The organism is Pantoea folii (genome assembly GCF_056678875.1).
Map to the genome: position 1 here is coordinate 82097 of NZ_JBWXON010000015.1, position 24203 is coordinate 106299.

Annotated in this window: 23 protein-coding genes; 11 read left to right on the forward strand and 12 right to left on the reverse strand. The window is 54.6% G+C overall.

The annotated features are described in order from the left end of the window. Positions 1-109 precede the first annotated feature (109 nt). Genes AC1MDE_RS17505 through AC1MDE_RS17525 form a run of 5 tightly spaced genes read right to left on the reverse strand, consistent with a single transcriptional unit; the run spans position 110 to position 5140 of the window. Complete coding sequence (locus AC1MDE_RS17505; RefSeq protein WP_097118769.1) at positions 110-1192, reverse strand: ABC transporter ATP-binding protein; 1083 nt, start codon at positions 1190-1192, stop codon at positions 110-112. A 3-nt stretch (positions 1193-1195) separates the two neighbouring features. Next, positions 1196-2143, reverse strand: a complete 948-nt coding sequence (locus AC1MDE_RS17510; protein ID WP_479403311.1) for a carbohydrate kinase family protein — start codon at positions 2141-2143, stop codon at positions 1196-1198. Between the two features lie 2 nt (positions 2144-2145). After that, complete coding sequence (locus AC1MDE_RS17515; RefSeq protein ID WP_034828950.1) at positions 2146-2985, reverse strand: carbohydrate ABC transporter permease; 840 nt, start codon at positions 2983-2985, stop codon at positions 2146-2148. Beyond that, positions 2975-3883, reverse strand: a complete 909-nt coding sequence (locus AC1MDE_RS17520) for a carbohydrate ABC transporter permease (protein WP_479403240.1) — start codon at positions 3881-3883, stop codon at positions 2975-2977. Before AC1MDE_RS17520 ends, AC1MDE_RS17515 begins: the two co-directional genes overlap by 11 nt. Before the next feature lie 9 nt (positions 3884-3892). Further along, positions 3893-5140 carry an extracellular solute-binding protein gene (locus tag AC1MDE_RS17525; protein WP_480344897.1) on the reverse strand — a complete coding sequence of 416 codons (1248 nt, stop codon included), beginning with the start codon at positions 5138-5140 and terminating at the stop codon, positions 3893-3895. A gap of 261 nt (positions 5141-5401) precedes the next feature. Here AC1MDE_RS17525 and AC1MDE_RS17530 point away from each other — a divergent pair, with 261 nt between their 5' ends. Then, entirely contained in the window at positions 5402-6571 is a 1170-nt protein-coding gene (locus AC1MDE_RS17530; RefSeq protein WP_058961651.1) for an ROK family transcriptional regulator, read from the forward strand. 127 nt (positions 6572-6698) lie between these two features. Here the strand turns inward: AC1MDE_RS17530 and AC1MDE_RS17535 are convergent, their stop codons facing one another. Both AC1MDE_RS17535 and AC1MDE_RS17540 read right to left on the reverse strand, forming a co-directional pair. Continuing rightward, entirely contained in the window at positions 6699-7400 is a 702-nt protein-coding gene (locus AC1MDE_RS17535; protein WP_479403239.1) for a GNAT family N-acetyltransferase, read from the reverse strand. A gap of 393 nt (positions 7401-7793) precedes the next feature. Further along, positions 7794-8042, reverse strand: a complete 249-nt coding sequence (locus AC1MDE_RS17540) for a hypothetical protein (RefSeq protein ID WP_479403238.1) — start codon at positions 8040-8042, stop codon at positions 7794-7796. Between the two features lie 365 nt (positions 8043-8407). Here AC1MDE_RS17540 and AC1MDE_RS17545 point away from each other — a divergent pair, with 365 nt between their 5' ends. After that, positions 8408-8866 carry an acyltransferase gene (locus AC1MDE_RS17545; protein WP_479400323.1) on the forward strand — a complete coding sequence of 153 codons (459 nt, stop codon included), beginning with the start codon at positions 8408-8410 and terminating at the stop codon, positions 8864-8866. Here AC1MDE_RS17545 and AC1MDE_RS17550 read toward each other — a convergent pair. Genes AC1MDE_RS17550 through AC1MDE_RS17560 form a run of 3 tightly spaced genes read right to left on the reverse strand, consistent with a single transcriptional unit; the run spans position 8863 to position 13236 of the window. After that, positions 8863-10653: an ABC transporter ATP-binding protein gene (locus AC1MDE_RS17550; RefSeq protein WP_480344898.1), complete on the reverse strand. Its 1791-nt coding sequence runs from the start codon at positions 10651-10653 to the stop codon at positions 8863-8865. The two genes, AC1MDE_RS17545 and AC1MDE_RS17550, sit on opposite strands and share 4 nt — an antisense overlap. Further along, on the reverse strand, positions 10650-12092 hold the full coding sequence (locus AC1MDE_RS17555) for a M81 family metallopeptidase (RefSeq protein WP_480344899.1): 1443 nt from the start codon (positions 12090-12092) through the stop codon (positions 10650-10652). The genes AC1MDE_RS17550 and AC1MDE_RS17555 overlap by 4 nt, the downstream gene beginning before the upstream one ends. A 10-nt stretch (positions 12093-12102) precedes the next feature. Continuing rightward, on the reverse strand, positions 12103-13236 hold the full coding sequence (locus AC1MDE_RS17560; protein ID WP_479400318.1) for an ROK family protein: 1134 nt from the start codon (positions 13234-13236) through the stop codon (positions 12103-12105). Between the two features lie 201 nt (positions 13237-13437). Here AC1MDE_RS17560 and AC1MDE_RS17565 point away from each other — a divergent pair, with 201 nt between their 5' ends. From AC1MDE_RS17565 to AC1MDE_RS17585, 5 genes are all read left to right on the forward strand, one after another. Continuing rightward, positions 13438-14973, forward strand: coding sequence for an ABC transporter substrate-binding protein (locus AC1MDE_RS17565; RefSeq protein WP_058961658.1), 1536 nt, complete (start codon positions 13438-13440; stop codon positions 14971-14973). A gap of 3 nt (positions 14974-14976) precedes the next feature. Then, positions 14977-15897 carry an ABC transporter permease gene (locus AC1MDE_RS17570; RefSeq protein ID WP_479400316.1) on the forward strand — a complete coding sequence of 307 codons (921 nt, stop codon included), beginning with the start codon at positions 14977-14979 and terminating at the stop codon, positions 15895-15897. Then, positions 15897-16763, forward strand: a complete 867-nt coding sequence (locus AC1MDE_RS17575; protein ID WP_058961660.1) for an ABC transporter permease — start codon at positions 15897-15899, stop codon at positions 16761-16763. The genes AC1MDE_RS17570 and AC1MDE_RS17575 overlap by 1 nt, the downstream gene beginning before the upstream one ends. After that, positions 16760-17695 carry an ROK family protein gene (locus tag AC1MDE_RS17580; protein WP_479400314.1) on the forward strand — a complete coding sequence of 312 codons (936 nt, stop codon included), beginning with the start codon at positions 16760-16762 and terminating at the stop codon, positions 17693-17695. The genes AC1MDE_RS17575 and AC1MDE_RS17580 overlap by 4 nt, the downstream gene beginning before the upstream one ends. 228 nt (positions 17696-17923) lie before the next feature. Then, the gene (locus AC1MDE_RS17585) at positions 17924-19156 is read left to right on the forward strand and encodes an MFS transporter (protein ID WP_480344900.1); all 1233 of its coding nucleotides are present in this window, start codon (positions 17924-17926) and stop codon (positions 19154-19156) included. Between the two features lie 38 nt (positions 19157-19194). On the opposite strand, the gene AC1MDE_RS17590 is transcribed toward AC1MDE_RS17585, so the two are convergent. Beyond that, positions 19195-20073: a LysR family transcriptional regulator gene (locus AC1MDE_RS17590; RefSeq protein WP_166932559.1), complete on the reverse strand. Its 879-nt coding sequence runs from the start codon at positions 20071-20073 to the stop codon at positions 19195-19197. Between the two features lie 123 nt (positions 20074-20196). On the opposite strand from AC1MDE_RS17590, the gene AC1MDE_RS17595 reads away from it, so the two are divergent. After that, positions 20197-20922, forward strand: coding sequence for a pirin family protein (locus AC1MDE_RS17595; RefSeq protein WP_480344901.1), 726 nt, complete (start codon positions 20197-20199; stop codon positions 20920-20922). 200 nt (positions 20923-21122) lie between these two features. Here the strand turns inward: AC1MDE_RS17595 and iolG are convergent, their stop codons facing one another. Continuing rightward, on the reverse strand, positions 21123-22121 hold the full coding sequence (gene iolG, locus AC1MDE_RS17600) for an inositol 2-dehydrogenase (protein WP_479415070.1): 999 nt from the start codon (positions 22119-22121) through the stop codon (positions 21123-21125). 238 nt (positions 22122-22359) lie between these two features. Between iolG and AC1MDE_RS17605 the strand changes: the two genes are divergently transcribed. From AC1MDE_RS17605 to AC1MDE_RS17615, 3 genes are all read left to right on the forward strand, one after another. After that, positions 22360-23382, forward strand: coding sequence for a LacI family DNA-binding transcriptional regulator (locus AC1MDE_RS17605; RefSeq protein ID WP_058961666.1), 1023 nt, complete (start codon positions 22360-22362; stop codon positions 23380-23382). 117 nt (positions 23383-23499) lie between these two features. Then, a complete protein-coding gene (locus AC1MDE_RS17610; RefSeq protein ID WP_058961667.1) occupies positions 23500-23754 on the forward strand; it encodes a type II toxin-antitoxin system Phd/YefM family antitoxin in 255 nt (84 codons plus the stop codon). After that, a complete protein-coding gene (locus AC1MDE_RS17615; RefSeq protein WP_479400308.1) occupies positions 23751-24176 on the forward strand; it encodes a PIN domain-containing protein in 426 nt (141 codons plus the stop codon). The genes AC1MDE_RS17610 and AC1MDE_RS17615 overlap by 4 nt, the downstream gene beginning before the upstream one ends. Positions 24177-24203: the final 27 nt, after the last annotated feature.

Below are 24203 nucleotides of genomic sequence, written 5' to 3' on the forward strand. Positions count from 1 at the left end.
TAAAATAGTCAGGGTACGGTGCTTATGGAATGAGTGCCTGCCATCATCGTTGTTATGCATTTTCTATCAATATATTTCGCCACCCATTTGGGTGGCTTTTTTATATTATTTAACCTTCGCTCAGGCGTAATCCGCTTTCTGCATCAAACAGATGAATCTTCTCGGCGTTAAATCCAATACGAATCTGATCGCCACTCACCGCGCTATGACGCCCGGCGATTTGCATATGCATGGCGTGACCGTGCCATTCAAGGTGCAACAACGTTGATTCACCGGTGATTTCGACCACTTTTACTTTAGCTTGTGCGCGAGTTTCGGCTTCCAGTAAATCATGAGGACGCACGCCCAGCGTCACCTTAGCCCCTTCGCGATCGCGTGCCGCCGCATGCCAGCGCAGAGGTAGCGGTTGCCATAGATCCTGGCACTGCACACCCGGAATGCCATCGCGGGTAATCAATTGCGCCGGTAACAGGTTCATCGGCGGTGATCCGATAAAACGCGCCACAAACGTGTCCGCTGGTCGGTCATAAATCGCCAGCGGGGCACCCTGCTGCACAATGCGACCTTCTTTCATTACCACAATCTGATCGGCCAGGGTCATGGCTTCTACCTGATCGTGCGTGACATACACCATGGTGGTTTTGAAGCGTTGATGCAGGGATTTGATCTCCGCACGCAACTCCATCCTCAGCTGTGCATCGAGGTTGGACAACGGCTCATCAAACAAGAACACCTGCGGATTGCGCACCATCGCGCGGCCCATCGCCACACGCTGGCGCTGCCCACCGGATAACGCACGCGGATAGCGCCCGAGCAGTTTATCAATGCCGAGAATCCCGGCGATGCGTTCGATTTTGCTCTGCTGCTCTTCGCGCTTCACTTTCTTCACCTGCATATGAAACGCGAGGTTCTCTGCCACCGTCAGATGCGGATAAAGCGCATAGCTTTGAAACACCATAGCGATATCACGATCGGCGGGATCGCGATCGTTGATTGCTACTTTATCCATCATGATTGCGCCATCCGACAGGCTCTCCAGCCCCGCCAGCAGACGCAATAAGGTGGATTTACCACAGCCGGACGGACCGACCAGTACGGTAAAACTGCCGTCGGGAATGGTAAGGTCGAGCGGATGCAGAACCGATTGTTTGCCGTAGCGCTTGGCCACTTTTACGAGTTCAACACTGGCCATGATTTAGCGCTCCTGTGCGGAAAGTTGCAGTTGATGCCAGTCGGGATAGCGACGTGGCTGGGTACTGATTGCCAGTGACGCCACCGCGATGCCCCATTGCAGCGCGGTGGTGATATTCTGCTGATGCAGCAGCGCAGCGAGAAAACCGGCATTAAAGCTGTCGCCTGCGCCAATGGTGTCCACCACGGTGACGGGCTTCGCGGGCTGAGTGATGTGCTGATGTGATTGCCAGCAACCCGCCCCCTGCGCTCCGCATTTCGCCACGCAACCGCCACGTCCGCTGAGTCGTTGTGCGAGTTGGGTGGCGGCCACGTTGAGATCCTCCGCGTCCATCAGACCCAGCGTTTCGACTTCATTGAGCAGCAGCCAGTCACACAGCGGCAACCATGGCGCCATCTGCTGGCGAACCTCTTCGGTCCAACCCTGCGGCGGCCAACCGGTATCCACGGCGGTGGTAAATCCGCGTTGCTGCAACTCACTCAGTAACAGCGGGTATTCGTTGTAAAGATGCAGGCACAGGAAGGTGCCACACAGCAGCACGATATCGCCTTCATTGGCACGCAGCGGCAGTTGATTCAGCACATCTTCGGCGGTGAGCCGCACGATATGGCCAAGATTACTGAGGAAGGATCGCTCGTGATCGGAGTGCGTCACACCCACGGTGAGTGAGGTTTCACAGTGATAGCGCGTCCAGTAGGCGACGCTATGTGGAAAGTAACTGCCCAGCCAGGCGCTTAAGCCGTCATCGCCCTGATTTGCCACTGCACGATGGCGCACCTGCATTGCTTCCAGTGCTAACGCACAGTTGCCCGCCGATCCGCCGGGACGCAATTCGCTGTGATTCATCATCACTTCGGTGCCACGCTGCGGCCAGTGGTCGAGGGTGCCCATAATCAAATCGACGTTAATATTGCCGACCACATACAGCGTGGCGGTAGTGTCCATGTTCATCTTCATCCTTTGCTCCCGCCACTGGCCAGGCCGCTCACCAGCGTTTTCTGCAGCCAGATAGCAATAAACAGCGGTGGCACGGATGCCAGAATGCCGACCGCTGCGATCAAACCATCATCGGTGGCGCGCCCGGCGGTAAAGCCCGCAATCGTCACTGGCAAGGTTTGTGCCGCGATGTTGCTGGTGAACAATAGCGCATAGAAAAACTCATCCCACGCCAGCAACCAGCCAAACAGCGCCGCTGCACCCAGCACTGGTTTTGCCAGTGGCAGGGTAATGCGCAGCAGCACCTGCCAGACGCGCAAGCCATCCAGCCGCGCCGCTTGCTCAATATCCTGTGGTAAAGCATCGAACTGGTTCTTCAGCATCCACGTCAGGAACGGCAGGATCAGCGAGCAGTAAACGATGATCAAACCGGGGCGCGTGTTCAACAGATCAAACTGTTGCAGCAGGAAGTAGAGCGGCAGCACAAACGCCACCGGCGGCACCATATAGATGGCGAGTGAGGCAAACAGCCAGCCATCGCGACCACGATAGCGCGAGAAGCTGAACGCCGCCGGAATCGCCAGCAGCAGGCAGATAATGGTCGCCCCAGTAGCCACCAACAGGCTGTTTCCTAGCGCATGCAGGAACAGCGTGCCGGGCTGGCCGGGTTCCAGTGAAATCAAACGGCTGTAGCGGCTGAAATCCCACTGGCGCGGTAACCATTCCAGCGGAACACGCGTGAGATCGCTGGTGGCGCTGACGCTCATCAGAAACAGCCAGCCCATCGGCGCAAGTACGGAAATTGCCACCAATAACGCGGCGGCATATTTGGCCGTGCTGCGTAATTTAGCCTTCATACGCGCTCCCTTTACGGCGCTGACGCCACAATAACAACATGTAAAGTGTGATCAGCACGGCGCACAGCAGGGTCATCAGCATGGCGTAAGCCGCGCCGCTGCCCGCTCGCAGGTAGCTGAACGACTCCTGATAGACGTAGAAACTTAACGTTTTGGTGCTATCAACCGGGCCACCGCGTGTCATCACATAGATGATGTCGAAAATCTTGAAGGCATCGATGGTACGCAACACCAGCGCCACGCTCAGCGGGCCAACAATCGCCGGGAAGGTTATCGCACGGAAGCGTCGCCAGGCAGATGCGCCATCCAGACGCGCCGCTTCAAACAGATCGTCAGGAATGGATTGCAGCGCAGCCAATACCAACAGCGTCACCAGCGGATAGTTCTTCCAGACGTCGGCGAACATCACCGCATTGAGCGCCGAATCAGGCGAACCCAACCAACTGCGATAGCCATCGATAATACCGAGTTGTGTGAGCAAGGCGTTAATGCTGCCGTAATCCGGGTTGAAATTGAGGCGCCACATCATGGCGTTGACGATGGTTGGCAGTGCCCACGGCAGAATCACCAGCACGCGCAGAATATTGCGACCAGCAAATTTCTGATTCAGCAGCAGCGCCACCAGCACGCCAATCGCCCCTTCAAACGCTACCGAGACCACGGTGAAGTAGAGTGTGCGCCACAGTGAAGATTGAAAATCGGGATCGGTGATGGCGAACAGATAGTTCTCCACGCCAACCCAGGCTGGCGCTTCACCGCTGCCAATTAAGGCGGCATCGGTGAAACTCAGCCAGATGGTGCGTAGCAGCGGCCAGGCGGTGAGCAACAACATCACCAGCAACATGGGTGCTAACAGCACCCATGCCTGCCGTTGTTCGCGTTGACGCAAACTCAGCATGCTGACCCCTTAACGTAAACGCGCAGCACTTTTATCAACCGTCTGCATGGCCGCGTCTGGCGTGGCGCTGCCCACCAGCACTTGCTGCAGTTGCTGCTGCAAGGTGTTAGAGAGACGGGAATAGTCGGCGGTCTCCGGACGCGACAGCATCACATTCAGTGACTTGTCAGCCGCCGCGATCAGGCTCTCCTGGTTCTTCAGTACTGCTGGATCCTGATAAGAGCTTTTCCAGATCGGCAGGCTCAGGGTGGCGTACTTGTTCTGTACCGGTTGCGAGGTCATATAGCTGATGTATTGCCACGCCTGGTCACCGTGGGTGCTGCCTTTGGCGATGCCGAGCCCCATCGAACCGTTCACCGCACCAAATTTACCCGGCGCATCGCCTGGTGCCGGAACGATACCCACCTGACCGGCCACTTTGCTCTGCCTCGGATCGTTAGCCATGTTGTACATATAGGTCCAGTTCAGCGCGAACGCGGCGTCGCCGTTGGAGAAGGCTTTGCGCACATCCTCTTCCAGATATTCGCGTGAGGCTGGGTTACTCAGCCCTTCATCCAGCGAACTCTTCATCAGCTTGACCGCCTGCAATGAGGCCGGGCTAGAAAAATCGAGCTTGCCGTTGTTATAGAATTTGCCGCCAAAGCCAGATACTAACGTGGTGTAATCACACACCAGCGCTTCCGCCTGCGACCAGCTCCACACCAGTGGATATTTTACGATGTTCTTTTGTTTGATGATGCGTGAGTCATCAATCAACTGTTGCCAGGTTTGCGGCGGGGTGGTGATCCCGGCTTTCTCCAGCATCGCTTTGTTGTAATAGAGGTATTTAGTATCCAGGATCCATGGCATGCCAAGGGTTTTGCCGTTATAGACCACGGTGTTCATTGCGCCGGGGAAGATCTTCTCTTTTTCGTCTGCGGCGATACGGCTGCTGACGTCCTGCAGCAGATCAAATTTGGTGAATTCCGCAGGCCAGATGGCATCGAACAGCACCACGTCATAACCGTTACCGCCTGCGCCACGCGCCGCGACAATTTTGTCGTGCAGCGCTTCGTACGGCACAAACTCCAGATTCACCTGCACATCCGGATGCGCTTTCTGGAACTCCTGCGTCATGGCGCGAATATCATTTTCGCTGTAAGCCGCCTGAGTCATAAACAGCGCATTGAGGGTGGTTGCGGCTGCCGCGCTACCGGCGCTGGCTAACATGACCGCGATGGCACAGCCTTTCAATGTGGTCGAAAACCGGATTTTCATAACATTTTCCGCCTTGATGCAAGAAGAGGGTGTTTAATTAAATCAATTTGATTGATTTAATAACGCGCACAGGTTGTCAGGTTGCTGCAGCTGACATCAATGAGCTAAAGCAAGTGACGTGCCAGGGCATAAATCTCGTTTGCCGCTGCTCACTACTCTGCACAGATTTTTGCGGCTGTCAGGTAAACAGGTTGTAAATTGTGTCGCCGATCATAGATATTGATGCGCTGGCAGTCGCGGGCGTGAGAAGAGGGAAGCAGGATGAAAACATCAGGAACCAATCTGGAGCATGCGCGCGCGCATAATCGCCGTGTGATCATCGAAGCGATCCGCCTGCACGGTGAATTGACGCGGGCTGAGCTGGCGCGACTCACCGCCTTAACCCCGCAAACTGTCTCTAATATCGTGGCTGAACTGGAAGGTGCAGAACTGCTTACCAGCCGCCAACCGCGCAAGCAGGGGCGTGGGCAACCGGCGATTCCGGTGATTCTCAATCCAGCCAGTGCGTTCTCTATCGGCATTCATCTCGACCACCAAACCTTACTAATCGTGCTAGTGGATCTCACCGGTGAGATTCACTTCCGTCGCCTTATCCTGGTGCAAAAACCGGAACCTGATGCCACTTTAGCGCGCATTGCAGAGGTTCTGGCAGAGATCAAAACGCAACTCGGTCACCGCTGGCAGAAAGTGCTGGGGATCGGCGTAGTGATGCCGGGTCCGTTTGGCGTTGAGGGGATTTCCTCGGTGGGTCCCACTACCTTGCACGGCTGGGAGTCGGTCGATATCGAAGCAAGGCTGGCCGAAATGAGCGGCGTGCCGATCACGCTGGAGAACGATGCCACGGTCGCGGCAATTGGGGAGCGGTTCCACGGTGTAGCGCGGCATCTTAACTCGTTTATCTATCTCTACATCGGCACCGGATTGGGCGCTGGCATCATCATGGATGGCCATGTTTACAGCGGTCATGCGCACAACGCCGGAGAAATCGGGCATGTGGTGGTGGAGCCGGGCGGACGTGAATGCTATTGCGGCAATCACGGTTGCCTCGAACGTTATGTATCACTGCAGGCGGCCTATGAATTCTGTGGGCTGGACCCGATGACCGCGTTGCCGGACGACCTGCTGGAAGTCGATCCCGCCGTATTTGATCGCTGGATTGATACCGTGCTGACGCCATTGCGTCAGGGCATCAATATGCTGGAATGCATTTTCGATGCGGAGAGCGTGATCATCGGCGGCATGATGCCCGCCGCACTGCTGGATAAAATCATTCAGCGCCTACCGCCGCTCTATCAGTCGGTGCGCGGGCGTTATCTCACCGGCTCACGTCTGAAAACCGGCATGACCGGCAGTGATACCGCGGCGCTAGGTGCCGCGGCGTTACCGATTTTTGACGAGTTTAATCCGCAGTTTCAGGTGTTGATGAAATAAGGACAACAATGCGCAGGCAAGACCCATTCCTGCCCTTAAATGACGTTGAAACAACGGAAATCCTGACTTGCCATCTGCCAGAGTACTGTGCCTGACGCCTGCGCTGCGGCAGGTGACTTGATAGGATTTAACCTGCGAAAAATACGCTCAACTTTTGCTGCTCCCGGCCGTGATCATCCATATTATCCGCCGTCAGCCAGGCCGATATCGCATGCTTCACCTGCGGCCATTCACCATCAATTATCGACAGCCAGTCGGTATCGCGATTGCGCTGCTTGCGCGTCATCGCCTGGCGAAAACGCCCTTCATAGGTGAAGCCAAGGCGTTCCGCTGCCCGACGTGAAGCAAGGTTAGTGGAATCACAGCGCCAGGCGACCCGGCGGTAGCTTAGCTCAAATGCCTGTTTCAGTAACAAGTAGATCGCTTCACTGCCCAGCACGTTGCGTTGCATCAGCGGTGACCAGGTAACATGACCGATCTCTATCGCACCGTTCTGGCCATCAATATTGGCGAAACATACCGCACCGACCGCTTGTCGAGTGCGATGATCGATCACCGCATAACTCACTAACCCGCCATCCTGGCATTTTCCACTGACCCAACTTTCCATCTCTGCCAGCGAGGCAGGCTTCGTCGCACCCAGCCAGGTCCAGTCACGATCATCAGGCGCCAGTGCGAAGGCGGCAAACAAAGCATGGCTATGCGTAATATTTAGGGGTTCAAGTGTACAGAAGCGACCGTAAAGCGGAATAGCATGAGGCGAGGCCAGCGGCTGCCAATCTGGCAGAGCAAAACCCACTGGCTGACCATATTGATTTAGTGACGTCATCGTCTTTCCCTGGCTGAGTTGCAAATTATGTGCAAAGGCACTGTGTTGCCACTATACACTCAGTTTATAACAAGAAAATTATCGGGCGATTTAAAATCCTTTTTACGCATTACCGTAATGACATTTTGTACCACCCATTACTTACCGACTTGTCTGTCATGGGTGATTGCACACGGGAAATGTAAATGTGTTTCATTGCACTTTAAAACAAACCGCGTACCTTCATCATAATCAATTATCGTAGAAAGGTGTGTTTGAATGAATGTCTGAAATACGTTATCCAACTCATGTAATGAAATAGGTGGTTTATTACGAGGATCGTTTAATCGTTCAAATGCGGCATGGAAATCAAAATGAATTCTGGCGCAGTCTTCAGCGAGGATGTCATTAATATCAGCTTCCAAATCCAGGAGTTGTTGTTCCGGTATGGTCATACTGCTGCGCAGCAACCTCGCTCAGTTTGCGATTGAGCTCTTCATTTGAGAGTGCATGAACGGTCGCAACATGGGCGCTGTAGCTTAGCGTTCCCATCCGGACATCAAACTCTTCATTATCAAATGAATCGACAAAGACAGCGTTGCCGCTCTCAGCATCAAAGAATGAGGCGTAATTCTGCTCTATTTGCATGTCAAATTTGAACATACAGACTCCCAATCAAAAAATTCTCTTCGATTATAGATGACAGAAATTATACCTTTTATGCAGTTTTAGCGACAAGCCGATAAACAATTCGCGATGATTTTATCATCCGCTGAGCAATGTGCAATATTTAAATGGTCGAAGTGTTAGGATAATTTCTATATAAATCATATTGTTAATGGATCCGGTAACGAGAATTAATACTGTTTTAAGGCCATATATGTCTCGATTTTTAATTTTCAACTTGTTAGCTTTACAGTTTCCAAAACCGAGCATGTTTGTTGTTAGGACGTGTAAGTAGATTCAGTCACATATATTAAAAATATATCTCGGACGAGAATCTTCGGCACAAAACAAATGGAGCTAAAATGCAGCCAAACCTACGCGAAGTCGCAGTCAAAAACGTTGAAATCGGTAGTAACGTTACGATTTACCAGCCTGCGAACGTTTATGGCTGCACCCTGCAAGACGATGTCTTCATCGGTCCATTTGTCGAAATCCAGGCACATACGGTGATTGGAAGAGGCACCAAAGTGCAGTCGCACACCTTTATCTGTGAATACGTTAGCGTGGGCGAAAACTGCTTTATTGGTCACGGTGTGATGTTCGCCAACGATATGTTCCGGGATGGCCAACCCAATGCCGATCGAGAAAGCTGGGCGCGCATCACGCTCGGTAACAACGTCTCAATCGGCAGTGGCGCGAGTATTTTGGCGGTCAGCATCTGCGATGGCGCGGTCATCGGCGCGGGCAGTGTGGTGACGAAAGACATCACGCAGAAGGGCGTTTACGCCGGAAACCCGGCGCGTTTACTGCGGCTGCTTTAACTCTCCATCACCCAATGCCCGGCACTAACCTCGCGATAACGTCGCGTGTCCGGCACAAACCCCAATGCGCGCACCGGGCTTTTCAGCTCGCTAACGTCCATATGGCGCTTGAGATGACGTCGAGCTGGATCAGGCACCGGCACCGATGACAATAACTTGCGCGTATAGTCATGTTGCGGATTCTCAAAGATAGCCGCGCGTGGACCGATTTCAACAATCTCGCCCAACAGCATCACCGCCACGCGATGGCTGATGCGCTCTACCACCGCCATATCGTGCGATATAAACAAATACGACAAGCCAAGGCTGCTCTGCAGATCCAACAGCAGATTAATAATCTGCGCTTTGACAGTCACATCCAGCGCAGAGACGGATTCATCGGCAATAATCATTTTGGGGTCGAGCATCAAAGCACGGGCAATACAGATGCGCTGGCGCTGACCGCCGGAAAACTCATGTGGATAACGTTTCATCATCGCCGAAGACAAACCCACACGTTCCATTAACTCCGCCGCCTTTTCCCGAGCAGCCTGTTTACTGCCGAGCTGATGTTGCAGATAAGGCTCGGTCAGGGCTTCAAGAATCGACATGCGCGGATTAAGGCTGGCGAACGGATCCTGAAATATCATCTGCATCGCCCGACGTAACTGGCGCAGTTCGCTGGAGGAGAGATTTAGCACGTCATAACCGTCGAAAGCGATCTCGCCGGCATCGGCTTTCACCAACCGGGTGAGGGAGCGACCAGTGGTGGATTTTCCACAGCCGGATTCACCGACCAGCGACAAGGTTTCGCCGGGCATCAAATCGAATGAGATATTTTCCACCGCATGTACCGCGCCGGTTTTGCGGCTTAACAAACCTTCGTGGATGCTGAACCGGGTGCTGAGGTTTTTCACCGACAGCAGCGGCTGTTGCGAAGCGGGGCGCTCAGGTAGCAGTGCCACCGCATCACCTTTCAGCGCAAACTTCTGCGGCCCCGAAATGCCACGCATCGCGCCGAGCTGCGGCACGGTAGCGATCAGCGTGCGGGTATAATCCGCGGCTGGCGCCGAGAAAATGTCCGCCGTGGTGCCAGTTTCCATCACATCACCCTGATACATCACTAACGTGCGATCCGAAACTTCCGCCACCACGCCCATATCGTGGGTGATAAACAGTACCGCGGTGCCTTCCTCTTCCTGCAATGTCTTAATCAGGTCGAGAATTTGCCCCTGGATGGTGACATCCAGTGCGGTCGTCGGCTCATCGGCAATCAGCAGTTTTGGCCGCAACGCCAGCGCCATGGCAATCATCACACGCTGACGCATGCCGCCGGAAAAGTGATGCGGATAATCATCGAAGCGTTTAGCGGCATTAGGAATGCGCACTTTCTCCAGCAGCTTCACCGTCTCTTCCCGCGCCGCCCGCTTACTGATGTTGCGATGGTTGATCAGGACTTCAGCGATCTGGTGACCAATGGTGAAAGAGGGGTTGAGGCTGGTCATCGGCTCCTGAAAAATCATCGCCACGGCGTTGCCACGAATATCGCGCATCGCTTTTTCGCTCAGATTCAGCAGGTCCACGCCGTTCAGCAGCACTTTGCCGGTCACGCGCGCGTGGCGCATATTCAGCAAGCGCATAATCGCCATCGACGTCACGCTTTTGCCCGAACCCGACTCCCCGACAATCGCCAGCGTCTCACTGGCGTTGATGGTCATCGATACGTTCTTCACTACCTCACGCCACTGCTCGTCATGGCGAAACGCAACGGTGAGGTTTTCTACCTGCAAGACCGGCTCGCGACTCATTTGGCCGCCACAAATCGCGCCGAACGGGTGCTGACCGGCAGAAATTCAAAGTCAGTGTCGAAAGGATAGGCAGGCTGCAGTTTACGTTTGCGCGCCAGACGTTCGACGTACTGATCCACCACGCCTTCAGACAGCGCCATCAGGTTAGGGTTGGCAAGCGGTGCCAGTTCCGGTGACAGATAGCCCGATTTCACCACCACAATTTTTGCCTGCGCAGGATGAAGCCCCAGCAATTCAAAATCAGCGATATTGTGATAAGGGCGACGACGATCGGCGACCACCACCGTAATGCCGCCGGTTTTCAGCAGCGCCTGTTTAGCCAGCGAACGCGCATCATCACTCACCCGCAGGACTTCAAATTCTGCGGTAACTTTCCCCCCTGCGGGATCGAGCGTGGCACCGATCGTCAGAGTGAGTTTCGCCCCAACGCCTGCCGCAAAAGCAGCATCAGTGGCCGGTTTATCGGTGATTCCGGCGACGATCACATCCTGCGCGCCCTGGCGAATCAACTCTGCCAGCAGATTGGCACGATCGCCCACGCCACCACCGGTCGGGTTATCGCCCGAGTCGGCCAAAATCACCGGTGCAGTTTCACTGGCGATGGCCATTTTCACGCACTCTTCGGTGCTGCCTGTGACGCAGCCGAAGACAAACTCGTCGCGCGCCTGCCAGTATGCCAGCGCCAGTTTTGCTGCCTGTTCGGAAAGCACATCGGCGTCGGTACCGGTCATGATCGCCGCCGCAGTGGCGCGCGGTTCATCGGCCCAGACATAGCCGACCATCAGCGACGCATCCCAAATGTGGTCGATTTCATTGATACCCGGCAAACGCGCATACAAACTTTTTGCCGGTTCATCTTCGGTACTGGTGCGCTCACCGGGCAGCACCACCGGAATCGGTGCCCAAATCACACCGGGTTTCACGCCGGTTTGCAGGCTTTTCACCAGCATCGACACGGATCGACGCATGGTTTCTTCCACATCGATGTGCGGCGCCGTGCGATAGGTGGAGAACATATCAATGGCATCGATGATGCGCTGCGTCACGTTGCCATGCAGATCGTAACTGACGGTGATCGGACAATCCGGGCCGACCAGTTCGCGCGTGGCAGTAATCCAGTCACCTTCGGCATCTTCCATCCCTTCCACATACACCGCGCCGTGCATGGCGAGGTAGACGCCGTCCACCGGCAACTGTGCTTGCAGACGGGTGAGAAAATCCTGCCTGAAGTCATCATAAGTGACCCGCGCCACTGGACCACCAGCGATGGCGCGCGCATGGAAGGTCGGCAGAAATTCGGCATCGTAATCCTGCAGAAAAGCAAAGTAGGGGTTGGTCAGAAGATCGTTACCGCGCACGATGCGGAAGTCGTCGGCATAGTTCAGCACCGGGTTATATGTACTGCACTCCGTATGAATGCCACCAAAAGCAATGCGCATACAGCCTCCGCTAGTCAGGTAATTGAATGATGAATCGATATGCCGCCACGCTTGCCGCGGCGCGCGCCCAGCTCTGTTCGCTGATCACGATGCTGGAAATCGGGGTTTTGCCCATGATCGACGGCAACACGTGGCTATCAATGGATTGCATCACCACGGTTTTCAGTAAGCCGTCAAAAGCATCGGGTTGATGTGCGATGACGATCAATTCGGGATCGTTCATCTGAATAATGTTGGCGATCGAGAGGCCCAGCGCGTGACCAGCCTGATGCAGAATGGCGATGGCGGCACTGTTGCCTTTCACCGCCAGCGCTTCCAGTTCGGCGATGGTTTGGCTCTCGAGTGCTTTATCGCGCATGCTCTCGCGAATCGCGGTCAGCGAGGCGAGAGTATCCAGGCAGCCGCGTTTGCCGCAGCGGCAAGGGCGTCCGCCGGGTTCGATGGTGCAGTGGGCGATTTCACCGGCCCCGCCGTGTGCGCCGCGATGCAGTTGACCCTGGAAGAAGTGTGCGGAACCGATGCCGTCACCATGGGAAATCAGGGTGAAGTTGCGGGCTTTTTTCGCCACGCCGAAGATCTTCTCGCTGACGGCCAGCGCTTTGGCATCGTTCTCCAGCGAGACATCAAGGCCGGTTTGCTGTTTGAGCATGTCGGCCAGCGGGACATTCTTCCAGCCCAGCAGCGCTGATTGTACGCAAATTGCCTGATTTTCATCGACAAATCCGGAGAGCGTAACGCCCAGGCCAATTAATTGATCGGCTGAAATGCCTTTCTGCGCAATCAAATCGGGAATCGCTGCCGCTAGCGTCGCACTCAGCTGTTGGGGATCAGGATCGAGTGGCATGTGCGTGCTCGCCAGCACCAGTCCATGCATATCAATCAGCACTAAAACGACGTACTCGCCGAGCAGCGAAGCGCCGAGAAAATAGGCGCTGTCAGCACGCATTTTTAATAATACCGATGGCCGACCCTGACCGCTGGATTCCGCCAGGCTCTCTTCCAGCAGTCCGGCATTCAGCATCTCTTTGACCAGTGGGCTAATCGCGGCTTTGCTCAACTTCATATTTTCCGCAATAGCAGTGCGGCTCATGCCGTGCGAGGCAATAAGCAGACGCAAAATTTGCTGCTGGTGGGCATTGAGCATGTTGGTTCTCACTGCATTAGCGATATGACCTGACAATAATGAGGCTGGAAAACAAATTCAACGATATTTAGTTAATTTTCTGAACGCAGATCTAACTATAAGTAAAATATATGAACTTACGTATTGGCTTTTGTTCAGAGAATGTGCCTTATATAGCGTTGTTAATTCACCTAACATTTCAATGATTCATTGAGGGCCTTCATGCAAAGCACATTCAAGCATTTAAAGGTACTGACGCTGGCCGGTTGTATCATGGCGTCACTGGCAAGCTCGGCGGCAATGGCCAGCCAGCTGGTGATTATGCAAAACGAACCGCCACGCAGCATGGATCCGGGCAACCAGACCGCTACCTTTACCGGCACGGTGCTCGATCCCATGTATGAAGGCCTGACGCGTCTGGGTGATGACGGCAAGATTATCCCTGCGCTGGCGCTCTCCTGGAGTGCGGATAGCAGCGGATTACACTGGACATTCAAGCTTCGCCCCAATGTGAAATTCCACGACGGCTCGCCGTTTAATGCCGATGCGGTAGTGGAAAACTTCCAGCGCCATTTGGATACCAAACGCGGTCTGGCGGGCAGCGGTAAAGTTCGCACCTTTATTCAGGATGTGAAGAAAACCGATGATTTAACGGTTGAGTTTGAGCTGAAAAAAATCAATCCGGCCTTTTTAACCGTGCTGGCATCGGGACCAGGATTAATGGTCAGCCCTACCGCAGATAAAGCGGGCAGCATCAGTAATAAGGCGGACGGCACCGGGCCGTATAAGCTGGAACAATATAAATCTGGCGAATATGTGCTGGAGAAAAAGAACAGTGATTATTGGGGTAAATCAAACGGCCCTGATGAAATTAAATGGACGTGGAGCAGTGAGCCTTCCGTGATGAATATGGCGCTGCAATCCGGCCAGGTCGATATTATTAATCCGGTACCGCCGCAATTCGCCGGAATGTTGAAAAACAATGCTAACGTGAATTTGAAACAGTCGCCTGGCGCGGCCGTGTTCTGGGTGGATCTTAATACGCAAAGTAAAGCGTTGAGCGACGTGCGCGTGCGTCAGGCGCTGAACTTTGCTACCGATCAGCAGGCGCTGGTGAAAGCCATCATGTTTGGTTATGCACAGCCGGCTAACTCTTCACTGGCTCCGGTTGATGCTAACTACGACAAGAGCCTGAAGGATTACCCTTACGACGTGCAGAAAGCCAAAGAACTGCTGAAAGCGGCAGGTTACCCGGATGGCTTCAGCATGTCGATTGCGGTTCAGGCACCGGATGCGCGCACCGCGCAGGTGTTGCAGGGGCTATGGGCGAAAATCGGCGTGAAGTTGAATGTGCGCCAGATGGAAAGCGGCGTCTGGACCAAAGCCGCCTTCGCCGATGCCAAAGAGAAAGCCCAGCAGGGCACTGATGCGGTATTGGCGTCGTGGTCATCCGGTTTGTACGGTTCTGACTTGCAACTGCGCCCGCTGTATCACAGCGCCAGCTTTGCACCGGGTGGCGCGAATCTCGGCTTCTTCAGCGATAAGCAAACTGATGACCTGATCGATACCGCCGCTTCCACGCTTGACGATGCGAAACGCAAAGATCTCTATTTCCAGGCACAGAAACAGATCAGCGGGCTGGCCCCGCAGGTGCTGCTGTTCTATCAGGATGACCTCTACGCCTCACGTAAAAACATCAGCGGCGTTACCATGCAGCCTGGCGGACAGATTGTGGTTCGTGACGCAGTGAAGAACTGATTGATGAAAGCGTACGTTGCGAAAAAGGTGCTCTCGCTGCCGCTGATTATTTTGGGCGTGTCGATCATCGTATTTATCGCCATCCGCGCGTTGCCGGGCGATCCGGCACGCCTGATGGCGGGCCCGGAAGCGCCGCAGGAAGCGGTGGATAACATGCGCATCCGGCTGGGTTTGGATCAGCCGCTGCCGCTGCAGTACATCAAATTTGCTACTGAAGCACTGCACGGCAATCTGGGGGAATCGTTGCAGTCACAGCGCCCGGTGATCACCGAAATCAGCGAGCGTTTGCCTTACACCTTATCGCTGGCGGCACTGGCCTATCTGTTGGCGATTGCCATCGGCGTGCCTGCGGGCATGACCGGGGCGATTTATCGCCAGCGTATTCCCGATCAAATCGTGATGGTGCTGACCATTGCGGGCGCATCGATAGCCAACTTCTGGCTCGCGCTGCTGGCGATGAACTACTTTGCGGTGGAACTCGGCTGGCTGCCGCTGTTGGGCGCGGACACATGGAAAAACTACGTGATGCCGACCGTCACGCTGGCGATTCTGCCGATGGCGATGATTGCCCGTATGACGCGATCCAGCATGCTGGATGTGCTGAGTCAGGACTATATTCGTACCGCCAAAGCCAAAGGCTTATCGTCGGCGAATATTCACTGGAAACATGCGCTGCGCAACGCCTTGATCCCGATTGTCACCATCGTCGCACTTAACTTCGGCAGCCTGATTGGTGGCGCAGTGGTCACGGAATCGGTGTTTAACTGGCCCGGGATTGGTCGCCTGCTGGTGGATTCGGTCAAATACCGCGACTACCCGGTGATTCAGGGCGTGACGCTGGTGGCGGTTACCGGCGTGGTGCTGATGAACCTGGTGGGTGAAATATTGATTGGCCTGCTCAATCCCAAAATAAGGTTCGACTGATGAACAGCCTCGATACCTCTTTGCTGCCGACACGATCGCGCCGTCGCCAGTTCCTGCGCATGCTACAGAACAATCCGTCGATAGCGATTGGCGGCGGATTGGTACTGCTGGTGGTGCTGGCCGCGGTGTTAGCGCCGCTGTTAACCCATTGGGATCCGATCGAACAGGATCTGCTGAACACCTTGCAGGCTCCCTCTGCTGCGCACTGGTTTGGCACGGACGACTATGGCCGCGACATCTTCGCTCGCGTGATTTATGGCGCGCGCATCACGCTGTTCGAGGTTTGTCTGAGCGTCGCGATTTCGATGGTGATTGGCATTCCCCTTGGCATCATCTCCGGTCTGGCAGGACGCAAAATCGATGCGCTGATTATGTGGGTGATGGATATTATTTTCGCCTTTCCTGGCATCGTACTGGCGATTTTGATCGTCAGCGTGCTGGGCGAGGGACTGGCCAATATGCTGATTGCCATATCGCTATTCTCGATTCCGGTCTATGCGCGCCTCAGTCGTAACCTGACGCTCGGCCTTAAGAACATGGAGTACATCGAAGCCGCACATATGTTGGGCGTGCGCTATCCGCGCATCATCACCCATTACATACTGCGCAATTCAATCGGACCGCTGATTGTGCAATCGACGCTGACGGCGGGCGCAGTGGTGCTGTCGGCGGCCAGCTTGTCGTTTCTGGGGTTAGGCGTGCAACCGCCGATGCCGGAGTGGGGCACCATGATGAGTGATGGGCGCAACTTCCTTGGGCTGAATATTTATGTGTCGCTGTTCCCCGGACTGGCGATTTTGATTACTGTGCTTGGCTTTAATGTGCTGGGCGACGGCCTGCGTGATGTGATGGATAAACGTTTATGAGTACAACACCGGCAGTGATCTGCCTCGATCTGGGCGGTTCGTTCGTTAAGCTGGGTGTGATGGATGCGCAGCAGCAGCTCACTATCCTCGATCAGCAAAAAATCCCGGCAGACAGCTGGCAGAATTTTACCGCGCTGGTGAGCCGTATGATTCAACAACATCAGCTGCACTTCAGCATGGATTCACCGTTGGCAATCTCCACTGCGGGCATCGTGGCACCCGATAGCGGTGAGATGTTTGCCAGTAATATCCCAGCCTTTCATCAACGCAATCTCAGCCAGGCGCTGGGCGAGTTACTGCAACGTAAAGTGATCGTGCATAACGATGCCGACTGCTTCACTTTCGCGGAAGCGCAGGCAGGCGTGGGTAAAGGGCATAAAGTGGTGTTTGGCGCCATTCTCGGTTCCGGCGTCGGCGGCGGTTTGGTGGCAGATGGGCGCATCATCACCGGACAGAATGGCCTGACGGGTGAATGGGGCCATGGTCCGATTACGCTGACCGAAGTGGACATAGAAGGCGAGACAATACGCTTGCCGCGCCAGCCTTGTCCCTGCGGTCAAAAAGGCTGTCTCGATAGTTACGGCGGCGCGCGTGGGCTGGAGAATCTCCATCGCACTTTGCATGACGTTAATGCGAGCAGCCTCGACATTATCACCGGCTGGCAACAGCAGGAAGTGCAGGCTAATCGCACGGTTCAGGTGTGGTTACAACTGGTAAGTCAGCCGCTGGCTTACACCATCAATATCACCGGTGCATCGCTGGTGGCGGTAGGCGGAGGATTGGCTTCGGTGGCAGCGTTGATGGAAGCGTTAAATGAGGAAGTGCAGCGTTATGTGTTGCGCAGCACTCAGCATCCTTTGGTGGTGCCCGGCGCGTTTGCCCATAACGGCGGAATGATCGGCGCGGCGCTGCTGGCGCGTCAGGTTGCTTAACGAAAATGCACACACTGCAGCGGTGCCAGTCAACATACCCTTGCTTTGCGCCGTGTTGGGCGCAAGGCGGCTAATCAACGATTAATTAGCCGCCACATAATTCTCTGCCATCGAATTTTCATTTAAATCAGTTATCATGTTCCGCTAAATCCTTTCAGTCTCAACGATGGTGGCCTTCAATGCCGCCACGATTGTGATTGGATTCTTCACCTGCGTTACTGGAAAACCATGTCATCTGCACAACCTCAACTTAATCAGCTGCCGGAGCAGGCATCGCTGCCACGCGCCAGTGTGCTCAAAGCGCTGTTTGCGCTCGGCACCGGTGGCTTTGCGATTGGTACCGGCGAATTCGTCATCATGGGCCTGCTGCCCGATGCCGCCACCGGCCTCAATGTTTCTATCCCTACGGCGGGCCACCTGATCAGTATCTACGCGCTGGGCGTGGTGATCGGCGCACCGCTGTTGGCTGTGCTCGGTGCTCGCGCTTCACGTCGTAACTTCCTGATGACGCTGATGGGCCTGTTTGCCGCGGGTAACCTGTTTAGCTCGATTGCTCCGGGTTACTACTCAATGCTGCTGGCGCGTTTCCTCGCCGGTTTCCCGCACGGCACGTTCTTTGGTGTCGCCGCATTGGTCGCTGCTGGATTGGTAGAGCGCAGAAAACGTGCTCAGGCCGTTTCGATGGTGCTATTTGGCCTGACGATCGCCAACCTGCTTGGCGTACCTGCGGTTACCGCGATTGGACAGGTGTTTGGCTGGCGTGAAGCGTTCGCCATTGTGGGCGTATTAGCGCTGTTGACCATGGTGCTGGTGGGCATGTGGGTGCCGAACGTGGCGGGTGACAAAACCGCCAGTCCGTTGCGTGAACTCTCGGCGTTGACGCGCAAACAGGTGTTGCTGACGCTGGCGATTGGTGCGATCGGCAGCGGTGGCTTGTTCTCGGTGTTCAGCTACGTGAAACCTACGCTGACCGAACTGGCACAAATGCCGGTGAGCTGGATTCCGGCGGTGCTGGCGCTGTTTGGACTCGGCATGATTATCGGCAACGTGGTGGGTGGTCGTCTGGCGGATCGTGGGCTGGAGAAAACCATTCGCATGGTGCTGATTTGGTCGGTGCTGGTGTTGAGTGCCTTTGTGTTTACCGCGCATTATGCGTTTGCCGGTTCACTCAATGTGATGCTGGTCGGCACCATGGTGGCGCTGGCGAGCGTGCTGCAGATCCGTTTGATGGATGTGGCGGGCGATGCGCAGACCATGGCGGCGGCGTTGAATCACTCGGCATTTAACCTGGCGAATGCGCTCGGCGCATGGCTGGGTGGCGTGACCATCTCTGCGGGCCTTGGCTGGCAGTCAACCGGTTGGGTCGGTGCGATTCTGGCGGTGTTGGGCTTGTTGATTCATGGTATCGCGGTGCGCGATGCACGGAGAAAGTCGATTACGTTTGCGCATGAAAGCGCCTAGTTGATTCTTATCGGGCGGCCATCAGGTCGCCCGTTTCATTATCCTGCCAACTTTTCCTGCAAAAACGCCATAAACACCCGATTCACTTCGCTGCGCTGACGATGCTGTGGATAGAGCGCGTTCAGGTTGAGTGAGGAAGGCTGCCACTCATCCAGCACGGTCATCAAATCACCGCTGGCTAAGGCCGGTGCCACGATAAACTCCGGCAGCAGAATCAGCCCCAATCCAGCCACCGCCGCATCACGCAGCATCTCGCCATTATTGCTCACCATCGGGCCTTGCACCGCCATCACCTTGCGTTGTTCACCGTTAAACAGTTCCCAGCCGGTCTGGCTTTCTCGCCCGTAACGCAAACAAGCGTGATTGAGCAGATCCTCTGGTTCACGTGGTGCGCCCGCGCCCTGAATGTATGACGGGCTGCCACAGATCACGCGGCGAAACACGCCCAGACGTTTGGCGATCAAGCTTGAGTCGGGCAGGGTGCCAATGCGGATCGCCATATCAAAGCCTTCACCGACCATATCGACGTAGCGGTCCGCCAACTCCACCTGGAACTGCAATCCGGGGTGCTGACTGAGGAACTCGGCGATATACGGTGACAAGTGGCTGATGCCAAACGACATCGGAACACTAAGACGAAAGCTGCCCTGCAACACCTGTTGCCGGCCAGATACCGCCTGCTGGGCTTCCTGCACATCATCGAGAATACGTTGCGCATGTTGGGCAAAGAGCTGGCCGTTATCCGTAACCGACAGTTTGCGCGTGTTGCGATTCAGCAGGCGTGCGCCGAGTGACTCCTCAAGTGCAGCAATACGGCGGCTGACGTATTGCTTCGACAGCATCAACTGTTCGGCGGCGGCGGTGAAGTTACCGGCTTTAATTACGGCGACATAAATACGAAGATCTTCTATCTGCATATTGTCCACTTTTCGGTGACAGTCATTGTCAGGTTGGCGGATTGTTGGGCAAATTAGTTTACGTATACTTATCCTCATTCGGAAGGGCAAACGTCTCTCCACCGCACATTTGAGGAGCAAACCATGATTGAACAACGTCTGTCAGAACAACGCGGAGTGGGTGACCACGGTTGGCTGAACTCACACCACACCTTCTCTTTCGCCAGTTACTGGGATCCAAAACAGACCGGTTTTTCCGATCTGCTGGTGATCAACGATGACCGTGTCGCGCCGGGGCGTGGTTTTGGGGCGCATCCACACAACAATATGGAGATCATCTCCTATGTGCTGGACGGCGCGCTGGAGCATAAAGATTCAATGGGCACCGGTTCGGTGATCGTCCCCGGTGATGTGCAGTTGATGAGCGCGGGCAGCGGCGTAACGCACAGCGAATTCAATCACTCGAAGAGCGACAACGTGCACTTCCTGCAAATCTGGATTGTACCGGGCGAACGCAACACCCAGCCGGGCTATCAGCAGATCTCCGTGCCAGAGAGCGAGAAACGCGGGCAACTGCGTTTGATTATCTCGCCTGAAGGGGAAGAGGGCAGCCTGAGCGTACGTCAGGATATCCGCATCTATGCCGGTTTCTTTGATGGTGCTGAGCAGCAGACCTTCGCACTGGATGCCGATCGTTACGCCTATATTCATGTGGCGCGCGGCAGCATCGAAGTGAACGGTGTGAAATTCAAAGAAGGTGACGGTGCGCGAGTGCGTAATGAGAGCGCATTGCACTTCGCCCATGGCGATAACGCAGAGGTGCTGCTATTCGACCTGCGTCCACTGGAAGTGAATCATCCACAGCGTTAAAACAAGCCAGGGCGTCTTAACGGACGCCCTTAAGCATATGCGTTTTAGTTCTTAACGCTGCCATCAATGAGCAACATACTGCTGCATGTGGCTCGTTCTGGCCAGTTTGCTTTAGCTTAAGTGAGCTTTCAATCAAGCTTCCATCTTGATGGGGAGTTGTCGAAGGGACGGACCAGGGTTCGCCCCTTATCAGCACCGCCTTACAACAGCGACTGCGGTGCGACCGGTTTGCCGGTTTTCAATGACTCCAGCGCTGCATCCGCCAGTAATAACGCCTGCAACCCATCATTCCCGCCGGGGTACTGGCCTTCGCCTTTTGCCAGCGCCTCAATGAGGGTCGCCAGTTCATTGCGGTAAGCATCGGCATAACGCTGCAGGAAGAAGTGCTGCGGCTTCTGCGCCACCACCCCGTTTGCCACGGATTTCACCAGCTGAGACTCCAGCTGATTCGTTACCTGCAACATTCCTTCGCTGCCGTGTACTTCAATACGCTGATCGTAGCCGTAACTAGCACGACGGCTGTTGGTGATCACCGCCATCTTGCCGCTGGCGCAAGTGAGGGTGACAACGGCGGTATCGACATCGCCCAGCGCTTTAATCTCGGGATCAACCAGCGCCGCTGCACTGGCATATACCGATACCGGCTCTTCATTTAATAACCAGCGCGCCATGTCGAAATCATGAATTGTCATATCACGGAACAGGCCGCCAGAGACTTTAACGTACTCGGCAGGTGGTGCACCCGGATCGCGTGAGCTGATGGTCACCAGTTCGGTTTCACCAATCTCACCATCACGCAGACACGCCCGCAAATGCGCCATGCTCGGGTCAAAACGTCGGTTAAAGCCAACCATCAATGGCACGCCTGCTGCACGCACAGTGGCTAAACAGCTCTGCACGCGCTGCAAACTTAAATCCACCGGCTTCTCACAGAAGATGGCTTTTTTGGCGCGCGCGGCGGCTTCAATCAAATCTGCATGGGTGTTAGTGGCGCTGCAAATCGCCACCAGATCAACCGAACTGTCCGCCAGAATGGTGTCGAGATCTGCCACTTTGGCACCGTATTTCTCTGCCAGCACATTAGCAGCAGGTGCGTAGACATCCATCACATACGCCAGACGACATTGCGGATGCGCAGCGATATTTCCGGCGTGAATCTGTCCAATACGGCCAGCACCTAAGAGAGCAACATTGAGCATTTTTTAATTCCTATGAGGGCGACAGGTGATGGCGCTATTAAGCGTATTGGTGAAGTTTTAAGTCAAAGCAAAGCCTGAAACGGGTGCTGAAAGGATGAGGCCGATCACATGAAAATTTGAGGTTAATGACTTCAAATATAAGATTGTTCTCTGGATTCATGGAGTTATAACAATTTGATTATCAGTGCCTTATCAAGCTACTGTTTCATCCATGAGGTGAAGGACATCAGGAAATATCATGACGCTGCAAAACTGGAAATCGCCATCCATTAAAGCCATCGCGCAGGAAGCGGGCGTCAGTCCCGCCACCGTAGACCGCGTGATCAATGGACGGCAAGGCGTGCGCGAGGTGACGCGCAAGAAAGTTGAAAATGCCATGGTGCGGTTGGGGCTGAGTGACACAGAAGACCCTCGCGGAGCGGCAAAACGTATCGCGATTGTGTGTGAATCTGGCACCAGCTTCGTGGCTCAGCTTGAGTTTCATGCACGTGCGGTAATGCGCGAGCGTCCGCAACTTCACATCACACTGGATACGTTGCCGAGTGCGCAATTCCACGCTGACCGCTTTAGCAAGCTGATTGAACGCCGCGCTACTGAAGCCAGCGGCATTATTCTGGTGTGCCGCGATGACGTGAAGATCAACCGTGCGGTTAAAGCCGCCATTGATGATGGTGTGCAGGTGATTTGCCTCACCAGCGATCTGCCCAATTCGCGGCGTACTGCTTATGTGGGTATCGATCAGACCGCTTCAGGCGCGACTGCCGGTTGGTTTATGGGCCGCATGCTGCCGCCGCAGCAACCAGGCAATATTCTGCTGATTTGCAGTTCGACCTATCGCACCCAGGAGGAGCGCGAGATCGGCTTTCGTCGCGTGCTGCGAGAGGCTTTCCCGTGGCTGACGATTCGTGACCGCGTCAACATTAACGACGAAGCCGAAACCGCCTGGCACAGCGTGAAAAAGTGGCTGGAAGAGGGCAAACCGCTAGCCGGGATTTACAACACGGCGGGCGGTAACGAAGGCGTAGCCAAAGCGCTGGAGGCATTTGGTGTGCAAGATCAGGTGATCTTCGCCGGACATGAGTTGAGTGAATCGAGTCGCTTACTGCTGGAGAAAGGCACGATGGATATGGTGCTGGGACATGATATGCGGCGCGAGATCGAGCAATGCCTGGCGATATTTGAGCAGCCGTTGAGTGAGCGCCTGCCGGAGGATGTGAAAACGCCGCTGCTGATTTATCACCGCTATTCTTATTTTTCTTGAACTTCAATCAGCTAGATTTCCAGTACCCTTGAAACATGCTTATTTTCAGCATGGTGTTGAAATATTGTGCAGCTGGCGTATCATGTAGTTATGTTTCTACATTCTCAGGAGGCTGTTATGGGCATCTCAACAATTTCGAGCCGTTCGTTCAATCAGCAGGTATCAGCTGCGAAAAAACTGGCGGAGGAAGGCCCTGTATACATCACTGATCGCGGAGAACCAGCCCACGTATTGATGACGTTTGAGGAATATAAAAAGCTAACGGGTACACGACGCAATATCCAGGATGCACTTGCTATGCCCGGTGTCGCTGATATCGATTTTGATCCTCAACGAGTGGACATAGGCTTCAGGGATGTGGATTTTTCATGAGATATTTGCTTGATACCAATGTCATTTCGGAAATGCGTAAGGCAAGGACGCCCAAAATTGATCCACAAGTATCCAACTGGACGGATACGGTAGATGCGGGTGATATGTTCATATCAGCGACTACGATTATGGAGATCGAAAAAGGCATCCTTCAGGTGTTGCGAAAGGATGTGCGTCAGGGAGAAATGCTACGCGAATGGTTTGCATCAGTGGTATTACGTGAGTTTTCAGGCCGTGTACTGCCTTTTGATGCCAAAACTGCCATTTATTGTGCGAGACTCCATGTACCCGACCAACGTTCCGCGAATGATGCAATGATCGCGGCCACTGCCTTTCGTCATGATATGACTGTAGTTACGCGAAATACCAGGGACTTTGAAGGACTAGGCGTTATGTTGCTCAATCCATGGGAGTGGCAATAACATCATCAGAACACATTTAAGAACCGG

What these genes read in the sequence shown, in the direction of transcription:
- AC1MDE_RS17505 (WP_097118769.1), bottom strand. Translation starts at nt 1,192, where the DNA reads ATGGCCAGTGTTGAACTCGTAAAAGTGGCCAAGCGCTACGGCAAACAA.
- AC1MDE_RS17510 (WP_479403311.1), bottom strand. Translation starts at nt 2,143, where the DNA reads ATGAACATGGACACTACCGCCACGCTGTATGTGGTCGGCAATATTAAC.
- AC1MDE_RS17515 (WP_034828950.1), bottom strand. Translation starts at nt 2,985, where the DNA reads ATGAAGGCTAAATTACGCAGCACGGCCAAATATGCCGCCGCGTTATTG.
- AC1MDE_RS17520 (WP_479403240.1), bottom strand. Translation starts at nt 3,883, where the DNA reads ATGCTGAGTTTGCGTCAACGCGAACAACGGCAGGCATGGGTGCTGTTA.
- AC1MDE_RS17525 (WP_480344897.1), bottom strand. Translation starts at nt 5,140, where the DNA reads ATGAAAATCCGGTTTTCGACCACATTGAAAGGCTGTGCCATCGCGGTC.
- AC1MDE_RS17530 (WP_058961651.1), top strand. Translation starts at nt 5,402, where the DNA reads ATGAAAACATCAGGAACCAATCTGGAGCATGCGCGCGCGCATAATCGC.
- AC1MDE_RS17535 (WP_479403239.1), bottom strand. Translation starts at nt 7,400, where the DNA reads ATGACGTCACTAAATCAATATGGTCAGCCAGTGGGTTTTGCTCTGCCA.
- AC1MDE_RS17540 (WP_479403238.1), bottom strand. Translation starts at nt 8,042, where the DNA reads ATGTTCAAATTTGACATGCAAATAGAGCAGAATTACGCCTCATTCTTT.
- AC1MDE_RS17545 (WP_479400323.1), top strand. Translation starts at nt 8,408, where the DNA reads ATGCAGCCAAACCTACGCGAAGTCGCAGTCAAAAACGTTGAAATCGGT.
- AC1MDE_RS17550 (WP_480344898.1), bottom strand. Translation starts at nt 10,653, where the DNA reads ATGAGTCGCGAGCCGGTCTTGCAGGTAGAAAACCTCACCGTTGCGTTT.
- AC1MDE_RS17555 (WP_480344899.1), bottom strand. Translation starts at nt 12,092, where the DNA reads ATGCGCATTGCTTTTGGTGGCATTCATACGGAGTGCAGTACATATAAC.
- AC1MDE_RS17560 (WP_479400318.1), bottom strand. Translation starts at nt 13,236, where the DNA reads ATGCTCAATGCCCACCAGCAGCAAATTTTGCGTCTGCTTATTGCCTCG.
- AC1MDE_RS17565 (WP_058961658.1), top strand. Translation starts at nt 13,438, where the DNA reads ATGCAAAGCACATTCAAGCATTTAAAGGTACTGACGCTGGCCGGTTGT.
- AC1MDE_RS17570 (WP_479400316.1), top strand. Translation starts at nt 14,977, where the DNA reads ATGAAAGCGTACGTTGCGAAAAAGGTGCTCTCGCTGCCGCTGATTATT.
- AC1MDE_RS17575 (WP_058961660.1), top strand. Translation starts at nt 15,897, where the DNA reads ATGAACAGCCTCGATACCTCTTTGCTGCCGACACGATCGCGCCGTCGC.
- AC1MDE_RS17580 (WP_479400314.1), top strand. Translation starts at nt 16,760, where the DNA reads ATGAGTACAACACCGGCAGTGATCTGCCTCGATCTGGGCGGTTCGTTC.
- AC1MDE_RS17585 (WP_480344900.1), top strand. Translation starts at nt 17,924, where the DNA reads ATGTCATCTGCACAACCTCAACTTAATCAGCTGCCGGAGCAGGCATCG.
- AC1MDE_RS17590 (WP_166932559.1), bottom strand. Translation starts at nt 20,073, where the DNA reads ATGCAGATAGAAGATCTTCGTATTTATGTCGCCGTAATTAAAGCCGGT.
- AC1MDE_RS17595 (WP_480344901.1), top strand. Translation starts at nt 20,197, where the DNA reads ATGATTGAACAACGTCTGTCAGAACAACGCGGAGTGGGTGACCACGGT.
- iolG (WP_479415070.1), bottom strand. Translation starts at nt 22,121, where the DNA reads ATGCTCAATGTTGCTCTCTTAGGTGCTGGCCGTATTGGACAGATTCAC.
- AC1MDE_RS17605 (WP_058961666.1), top strand. Translation starts at nt 22,360, where the DNA reads ATGACGCTGCAAAACTGGAAATCGCCATCCATTAAAGCCATCGCGCAG.
- AC1MDE_RS17610 (WP_058961667.1), top strand. Translation starts at nt 23,500, where the DNA reads ATGGGCATCTCAACAATTTCGAGCCGTTCGTTCAATCAGCAGGTATCA.
- AC1MDE_RS17615 (WP_479400308.1), top strand. Translation starts at nt 23,751, where the DNA reads ATGAGATATTTGCTTGATACCAATGTCATTTCGGAAATGCGTAAGGCA.